Annotated in this window: 14 protein-coding genes; 2 read left to right on the top strand and 12 right to left on the bottom strand. The window is 61.8% G+C overall.

What is annotated here, in order from left to right:
- From GAK28_RS12185 to GAK28_RS12130, 12 genes are all read right to left on the bottom strand, one after another.
- On the bottom strand, positions 1-214 hold a 214-nt coding region (locus tag GAK28_RS12185; RefSeq protein ID WP_291779209.1), incomplete at its 3' end, for a hypothetical protein.
- A gap of 63 nt (positions 215-277) precedes the next feature.
- Complete coding sequence (locus tag GAK28_RS12180) at positions 278-523, bottom strand: hypothetical protein (RefSeq protein ID WP_291779206.1); 246 nt, start codon at positions 521-523, stop codon at positions 278-280.
- On the bottom strand, positions 520-738 hold the full coding sequence (locus GAK28_RS12175; protein ID WP_291779204.1) for a hypothetical protein: 219 nt from the start codon (positions 736-738) through the stop codon (positions 520-522). The genes GAK28_RS12180 and GAK28_RS12175 overlap by 4 nt, the downstream gene beginning before the upstream one ends.
- Entirely contained in the window at positions 735-1,085 is a 351-nt protein-coding gene (locus GAK28_RS12170) for a RusA family crossover junction endodeoxyribonuclease (protein WP_291779201.1), read from the bottom strand. The genes GAK28_RS12175 and GAK28_RS12170 overlap by 4 nt, the downstream gene beginning before the upstream one ends.
- Positions 1,082-1,516, bottom strand: coding sequence for a DUF1364 domain-containing protein (locus GAK28_RS12165; protein WP_291779198.1), 435 nt, complete (start codon positions 1,514-1,516; stop codon positions 1,082-1,084). The genes GAK28_RS12170 and GAK28_RS12165 overlap by 4 nt, the downstream gene beginning before the upstream one ends.
- Positions 1,513-1,746, bottom strand: coding sequence for a hypothetical protein (locus tag GAK28_RS12160; RefSeq protein WP_291779195.1), 234 nt, complete (start codon positions 1,744-1,746; stop codon positions 1,513-1,515). Before GAK28_RS12160 ends, GAK28_RS12165 begins: the two co-directional genes overlap by 4 nt.
- Positions 1,743-2,189 (bottom strand): hypothetical protein, encoded by a 447-nt coding sequence (locus GAK28_RS12155; protein ID WP_291779191.1) that lies wholly within the window; start codon positions 2,187-2,189, stop codon positions 1,743-1,745. The genes GAK28_RS12160 and GAK28_RS12155 overlap by 4 nt, the downstream gene beginning before the upstream one ends.
- A complete protein-coding gene (locus GAK28_RS12150; RefSeq protein WP_291779188.1) occupies positions 2,186-2,506 on the bottom strand; it encodes a hypothetical protein in 321 nt (106 codons plus the stop codon). Before GAK28_RS12150 ends, GAK28_RS12155 begins: the two co-directional genes overlap by 4 nt.
- 121 nt (positions 2,507-2,627) lie before the next feature.
- Positions 2,628-3,251: a hypothetical protein gene (locus tag GAK28_RS12145; RefSeq protein WP_291779185.1), complete on the bottom strand. Its 624-nt coding sequence runs from the start codon at positions 3,249-3,251 to the stop codon at positions 2,628-2,630.
- The gene (locus GAK28_RS12140; RefSeq protein ID WP_291779184.1) at positions 3,241-4,083 is read right to left on the bottom strand and encodes a helix-turn-helix domain-containing protein; all 843 of its coding nucleotides are present in this window, start codon (positions 4,081-4,083) and stop codon (positions 3,241-3,243) included. Before GAK28_RS12140 ends, GAK28_RS12145 begins: the two co-directional genes overlap by 11 nt.
- A 552-nt stretch (positions 4,084-4,635) precedes the next feature.
- On the bottom strand, positions 4,636-4,821 hold the full coding sequence (locus tag GAK28_RS12135; protein ID WP_291779181.1) for a hypothetical protein: 186 nt from the start codon (positions 4,819-4,821) through the stop codon (positions 4,636-4,638).
- A 336-nt stretch (positions 4,822-5,157) separates the two neighbouring features.
- Entirely contained in the window at positions 5,158-5,364 is a 207-nt protein-coding gene (locus GAK28_RS12130; protein WP_291779178.1) for a YdaS family helix-turn-helix protein, read from the bottom strand.
- Between the two features lie 17 nt (positions 5,365-5,381).
- Between GAK28_RS12130 and GAK28_RS12125 the strand changes: the two genes are divergently transcribed.
- Positions 5,382-6,143 (top strand): S24 family peptidase, encoded by a 762-nt coding sequence (locus GAK28_RS12125; protein ID WP_291779175.1) that lies wholly within the window; start codon positions 5,382-5,384, stop codon positions 6,141-6,143.
- Between the two features lie 41 nt (positions 6,144-6,184).
- Positions 6,185-6,769, top strand: a complete 585-nt coding sequence (locus GAK28_RS12120) for a hypothetical protein (RefSeq protein ID WP_291779172.1) — start codon at positions 6,185-6,187, stop codon at positions 6,767-6,769.
- Positions 6,770-7,112 lie beyond the last annotated feature (343 nt).

The following is a 7,112-nucleotide window of genomic DNA, read 5'->3' as shown; positions in this document are numbered from 1 at the left end:
TGGCTAGGCTGTACGCGATGTCCGGGCCTTTGTCGCGAGGATTCCGACGAGCCATTGCGAGGGCAAGCACCAAGGCATTCTCCGTGGCCATCCCACGCGCCGCATACGGCGTGCCACCGCCTACCTTGCCCGGCTCCCTCCACGCGGTAGAACCGGCAAGCTGACCGAGCCGCTCAAGGAACCCGGCTCGATTGTTCTGGATTTCGTTATTCATGGCTTCCCCTCGTGTGGTCGGAAGAACTGAACTCACGGTTCCGCAATTCGCGCGACATCCGTGCTACCTGTGATTGCGCTTTCCCGAGGCGATATCGCGCGGCGGCAAGCTGCCTGGCGATTTCGTGAGCAGGCCAGTCCTCGAATCCCGTTGCCGCCTTAGGACGCGCTTGGCCTGCTCCCTTAGCCACGGCCGGCACTCCGCCTGCTCTTCCTCGCTCAGCCGGTCGATCATCGGCCCCCACTTCATCGGGTCGGGTTCCCGGCGCATGATCTCGATGGCCCGGCCCAGGTGGTGATAGACGGTCATGCATGCTCGTCCCCGATCAGCGTCCACAGCTTGCGGGTGGGATGGTCATTACCCATGCGCTCCCCTCGCACCCGCCCGCGGCGCGCCATGGCACAGAGGTGCGCGACGAGTAGCTTGCGGGGCCACGCCAGTTCGGCGTTGATCTCGGCAGTGGTAGCCGGCCCTTCAGCGAGGACGCCGGCGATCTTGTCGGCTTGGGGCGCGGGCCGCTTCATGCCGCTTCGAGCACCACATCGAGGCGAGGATTGACCCTGTCGATGCCAGCTCGCCGAATGCGAAGGTCAACGATCTGGCTGTCGTCCTCGTACAGCCGAGCTGCCTGCATGGCGTCCTGGGCAGCCTTCAGGAGGTTGTCGAGGTCGCGGCGGCGGGCATCGGGCATGCTGGCATGGATTGTCAGCACAACGGGTGCCCGGCCGAGGCCCTGCACCCTGGCAATCATCACGGCTTCGGCTACTCGCGCACGGTACGCCCTGCCCTCCTTCGACAGCAGGACCTTGGCGCCGACGTGCCGCCATATGCGGTTGGTCGATGGTGGGAATGGAATCGACAGGCGGATCATGCGGCTTCCCTCCGGATGGCTTCCTGCGTCCGTAGCACGCCCTCGGCGTGCCAAAGGCGCAGTTCGGTTGTGGTGTGGATGGTCTTCAGGCGACCGTCTACTGCGTCGTGGCAGCGGGAGCAGCCCCATGCACCCTGCTCGTCGTCGGGCTTCTGGCCGGCGCCAGTGGCGAGGCGGTAGTGGCAAAGCACTACCGTGCCTACATCGTGCGAGCAGATGCCAGGGACGCGGATCATGCAGGGGCGACCTTCGGCAGCGCGGCGCGCAGCGGTCATCTTCGGCCGGGACCGTTTCACGACCTTCCGCTTCGGGAACGTCATCGCCTCGACTGCCTTGGCGCCGCCGTCGGCGCGGCCCATGGATGCCACCCGGCCAAGCGCCGGGCCGCGACGCATGGGTGTCTTGCGGGAGAGGTGCTTGGTGGTCTTCATGCGCGGCACCAGTGAGGTACTGGCAGCGTCGGATCTTCGGTGACATCAACACCAAGTATCTGCACCGACTTCACTGCGGAGCCAGGATTCACCAGCCGATCCCAAACGATTGTAGGAACCGTCAGGCTCGTGATCTGGAATCCGTCGCCTTGCAGAACGGCCATGATCGAGCATTCGATGTTGCTCATTGCCGTAAGGCGCCGCTCGTGCGCTTCTTGATGGCTTGTCATGCCGCCCACCTCTGCTCGCCATGGAATGGATCGGGGTCTGGCACGTCGATGCCTGCCTCGGCAGCGATGCGCTGCACTAGGTTGTAGAACTCGGCGAAATCGCGCTTACCGAGTACCTCGCGCTCGCCCTGCTCGTTTGTGGTCGTCGTGCGCCGTGGCCGACGGCGCTGCTGTCCGAAGACCGTCACGACGTCCCAGCCGAAGAACCGGCCGCAGAACTCGTGATGCAGCTCGTCGGGCGTGTATCCGGTCGCCTCGGTCAGGCGCGGATAGGCCAGCCCCCACAGGGCGGCGTTCTGCGGGGGCGTGCGCTCCTTACGCGCCTCCTTGATCTCAACCAGGAACGACTTGTGAGCGGGCAACCGATCAATGAACGCATGGACATTCGCCTTCACCTGCTCGCGCTCGGGGCCGTTGGCGTTGAGGGTGTACTTCTCGCTCATGCCATACCTCCGAGGCGAGCCGCGCCTGTGATCAGGTAGATTTCGTTGAGAACCGATGGGTCCAACGCCTTCGACTTTTCGATGGTATCGATCTCGTCGAAATCCACGCCGAGATCAGAAAGTCGCCGAGCTGCCCATTCCGCCACCTCGCGCGTTGGTGCCGTAACGGCCGCGCAGCCTGTTGCTGGATGCGTGGCAACCCACTTGCCCTTCCGGTCAAACACGCCGCGGTGAACGACGAAGTAGCCAATGGGATCACCCACCACTTCCGTATCAAACTGGGTGCCGCGAACAGTTACTTTGACCTTGGAGTTCATGCCCGCACCTCATTGCATCCCACACAGCGTAGATATGAAGAGCCATCACGGCGATGGGCGCGGCGCCATTCGTGGCCGTGGCGCAGACAGATGAGGGTTCGTGTAAGGAGATTGGAGAGCATCAGGCGGCCCTCGGAGGTTCGGGGGTTTCGTCGGCCGCCCTCTCCTGCTCAACCTGCGCAGCTCGCCGACGAAGAAACTCGGAGACCTCGGCAAGGTGCTTGGCGGCTACCTCGGGCGATGCTGGCTTGTGTTCTTCCGTGCCGTGGGAAAGCGCCCCGGCTACGGGCTCCGGAAGCGCCCCGCCGTTGATGACGTGCTCCCGGGCCAGCTCGTAGGCATCCCGGAGGATCTTCTCGGCCTTATCGCTGGTAGCGGCGCGGAAACGGTAGGCGTCCACATACGACCAGACCTGGCGCACGAACGGGGTCATGGGTCGCGTCTTGTCCCCAAGGATCAGCTGCACCGCTGCGATGCTGGGGATGCCCATGCAGCGCGCACGGAACTCAGATAGCGTCGGCGGCCAGGGATCGGATGAAGAAACACAGGCCTTCAGGCCGGCGCCCAGCTGCTCACCGGTGACGCCCGCAAGTCCACGCGCCCAGGTGTTCGCCGTCTCGGTCAACTTGCCGGCGTCGGTCTCCGCAGCAGCACCGTGGACGCTGGCCCACTTCGCGCCGTAGATCGCGACCATGCGCAACCAAAGCTGCCGCATCGCTGCTGAAGTCGGCATATCACCAGCCATGACCGAGTTCCCTCTGTTCGGCGGCGATGGCGGCTTCCCGGGCCTCGCCCTCTGCGTAGAGCCGCTCGGCCCGCTCGGCAAGGCTTTCTCGATGATCGTTTCGATCTGCTGCATGATTTCCTCCCGTCTTCGGGTCAAGCCACTTCGCCTCAAGGCCTTGCCAGCCGCGCAGGACGCAGGTCGCCAGCGCCTCGTCCACCGCGTAACCCTTCGCCGCCGCGCGATGCAGCTCGGCGCCCATGGCGCGTATCACGGTCTCGCTGACGTCGGCGCGTTTTTTCTTCCTCAGGGCAAGCCAGTCGGAGAAGACCTGCTCGGAGGGGATTGACGGCCAGGAGCCGAAATCGAACTGATGCAAAATTTGCACGGGCTCGCGTTTATTGGCGGATGCTCTACTGATGGATGCTTTTACTGGTGGTTGTATGGTGGTTTGGGTGACACCCATGTCACCCGTCTCTGTCGCAGATGTCACCCGTCTTGTCATAGATGTCACCCGTCGAGGTGCTTCGTTTGTCACCCGTGACAGATTGTCACCCGTGACACCCATGTCACCCGTCTCGATTGCTCGGACATTGAGCTGGTACTGGCGGGTTTGACCAGGAGCACCGCCGGAGTCATTTCCGACAACGGCCACCCAGCCTTCATCTATCAGGTCGTGAACGACACGCTTTGCCTGCCGCTCGCTGATCGACGCGCGCGTGGCAAGAGCCTTGATCGAAGGGTGGCAGCTAGACCCCTGATCGTTCGCCCAGTCGCACATGGCGAGCAGGATCATTTTCCGGGAGGCCGGCATGTTGAGACGCCATGCCGCTGTCATAAGAGCGATGCTCACGCAGGCCACCACGGCTCAGCAGCCCGACCAGTGACCATGCAGCGCCTTTTGAGGGCCCTCTTAACGAGGCCAGCGGTTTCGCACTCGCTGATGCGCCGCCCGAGCACGTAACGATCGATACCGGTGTGCTGGGACAGCTCAGCCATGGTGCAGCCTGGGTAATCGCGAACGGCAGCGGCGGTCAGCCTCTGCTGCTCTGCCCGCTTCCCACTGGCCGTGTGGGACTCAGCCGCAAGGTGCGACGTCACAGGGTCACTCCCGCGCGCAGCCGGTGTTTCCACGGTGCGCATCGGTCGATCCCAGTGCGATTCTTGTCGGATCATGTCAGTCATGAGTCCCCCGATGAGGGCCCCTTAGTGGGACCACGTTGGAGCGGTTCTTGGGCAGGATGTATCGAGCTTCGATGGCTCGTCGTGCCAGGTGAGCAGTGGCCAGCTCAACGCTGATGCCATGCTCGTTTGCGTACTTCTCGACCTTCGCGAATTCGTTCGGCGTCAGGTCTATGGGTTCGGTTTCACGCACGGGGCCTCCATAGGGCCTGGATTGGGGCCTTCAGGCGACGCGCTTTTCTTCGCTACCCTGTTCGAACAGAGCCAATCCCTGCAACACAAGATCGCGAAGAAGCACTGCCGGCTGCGTCTTGTTGATCCGCGCCAGTGCATCTACCAAGTCGCGCTCATCGTCGTTGAGGCGGACCTTGATGATCTTTGTGCGCAGGTGGGTCGGGTCGGCGTACATCGGCAAATCCTTTGAGGAACTGATATGTGGGGAAATGGACGAGCGGCGCCCTGCCGCCCGGGGGAGTTAGGCGAAGTCCGGCCTGGCAGAAACGTATGGGTGAACGGTGGGAAGATTTGCGCAGTGCTCGCACCATGCACGGTGCACAGCAATAGGGACTTCCCAGTAAGTTCCAAACTCCGGATGGACTTTCTGCTCCAGAAGCCCGCGCTCAATAAGCGGCTGAACTGTTCGGCGTTGCGGCCTAGGCAGCAAGGTCGACCCTTCAACGTATCCCTGATACGTCAAAATCCACTGTTGAGCGCGAGTAAGGCCGGAGAAGTCGTAGTCCATGGCTCAAGCCGCCTTCCGCTTGGTGGCGCGCTTGGGGGCTTCGCCGAAGACATCCGGCTTCAGCTCGTACCTCAAAGCAAGTGCGTGCTCCCTTGGGATTGGCTTGTCATCTGCCCACATGGAGACAGCCGTACGCGAAATGCCCAGCGCGTCAGCCAAGGCCTGCTGGGTTCGGTATGCCGCAACTGCGTCACGCTTGTAGATATCCATGGCCTCGGATTGTCAGGATGCTGACTTTAGAAGTCAAGACCCTGACCGTTGGGAACGGTAAATTTCCTGACATGGAAAATCCGGACCTAGGCGCCATTGCCAGATTGGCACGTACGCGCGCGAAGCTCACTCCTCAGGAGGCAGCCGACCTGATCGGTTGCTCCCGACCGCTCGTCCTCGCTTGGGAGAAGGGCGATAACACCCTGCAAGGGAGTAAGTACCTGCTCGCTGCTGCCCGTGCGTACGCGGTTCGGCCCGAGTGGCTATCGTCCGGCGAGGGAGACGATGGCTATCCATGGACGGACACCGCCGTCGACAAAAATAAGTCTCATGCAGTACCGAGATTTGAGACGAGCGGGTCCTATGTTGCCTTCCCACTCATGGAAGGATTCGCGGGAATGGGAAAAGGCGACTACGTGACGGACTACCCCGAGGTGGTCGAGAGCCTCCGCGTATCGCGGGAATGGGTCGAGCGGAAGCTGCCAGGTGTACCGCCGGAGGCGATCAGGGTAATCACCGGCCGCGGCGACAGCATGAAGGGCCAGTACAATGACGGCGACCTGATCTTCATCGACACCCGAATCAAAACGTTCGATCAGGACTCAGCGTATTGCTTCCGATGGGAAGGACGTGTCCTCGTGAAGAGGCTGCAATTCGTGGGTCGCAAGACGCTGCGCATCCTGAGTAAAAATCCAGACTATCCGGCGATCGACGCTCCGATGGAAGAGATCGAGATAGGCGGCCGCGCTTTGGCCGCTTGGACGCTCAAGGATTTTTGACCCTCGCCACTACATCTCCGGATCTCAACAAAGGACGTTACATGGCCCTCATCAACTGCCCAGATTGCAACTCGGAAGTCAGTGACGCCGCTCCGGCGTGCCCGAAGTGCGGTCGGCCTATCGCACCACCCGTACCTGACACTCGATCGGTTCGGCCGTCAGCATCCCCGAAGAAGAGCAGCAATGTTTCGGCCGCAACGGTAATCGTCGCATTCGGTTTTCTAGCGTGGTTTATCTACGGGAAGGCAACGGAGGATCAGCGGGCTAATCAGCAGCCAGTAGCAGCCGAAGCACCCCGCTCCGCCCCCACCATAGAGTCAACACCAGATCAGCTGCAATCTGCCTATGACACCAACGAGGTGGCGGCAGACAATATCTTCAAGGGTCACGCGCTTAGGATTGTTGGAAGAGTCGCATCTATCGACAAGGACTTCACTGACTCGGTAGTCATCAGGTTCGTCACAACAAGTCAGCTGCTTGGCGTTTCTGCGAGCCTGGAAGATTCTGAGAAGAATGCAGCCGCCAAACTTCGCAAAGGGATGAAAGTCTCCGTTGACTGCCAAAATATCATGCGAGTCGTTGGCTCACCTGCCGCGTCAAAGTGCGTCATCGCTCCGGGAACTTGATTACGAGGGAAGCCTCAATGCCCCACCCCGTCGTAGACTGGTCCCAAGCCCCGAAGCTCGCCCGATGGTGGGCGGTCGACGCCGATGGCACGGCCCACTGGTTCCTGGCCCCGAATGTCCAGGCCTTCACGACCTTCTGGTTCAGCGAGCCGGTGCCTGCGCCGGACTTCGGGCATGTGGGGGACTATAGGGAGAGTTTGACGGAGCGGGCGTCGATTTAGGCCGGTCATTTAACCCTGACAACTAATGAGCAAGGAGCAGGCCAATGGCTAGACGGAAAAAGGGCGGCATTCCGGGCGTATCGTTTTCATGGAAACGAGCCACCGGCATCTCCGCCGCGAAA

It is taken from the genome of Luteibacter sp. (assembly GCF_009912395.1).
GTDB lineage: Bacteria > Pseudomonadota > Gammaproteobacteria > Xanthomonadales > Rhodanobacteraceae > Luteibacter.
The sequence above is the reverse complement of the archived record's forward strand: the minus strand, read 5'-3'. Positions and strand labels throughout refer to the sequence as shown.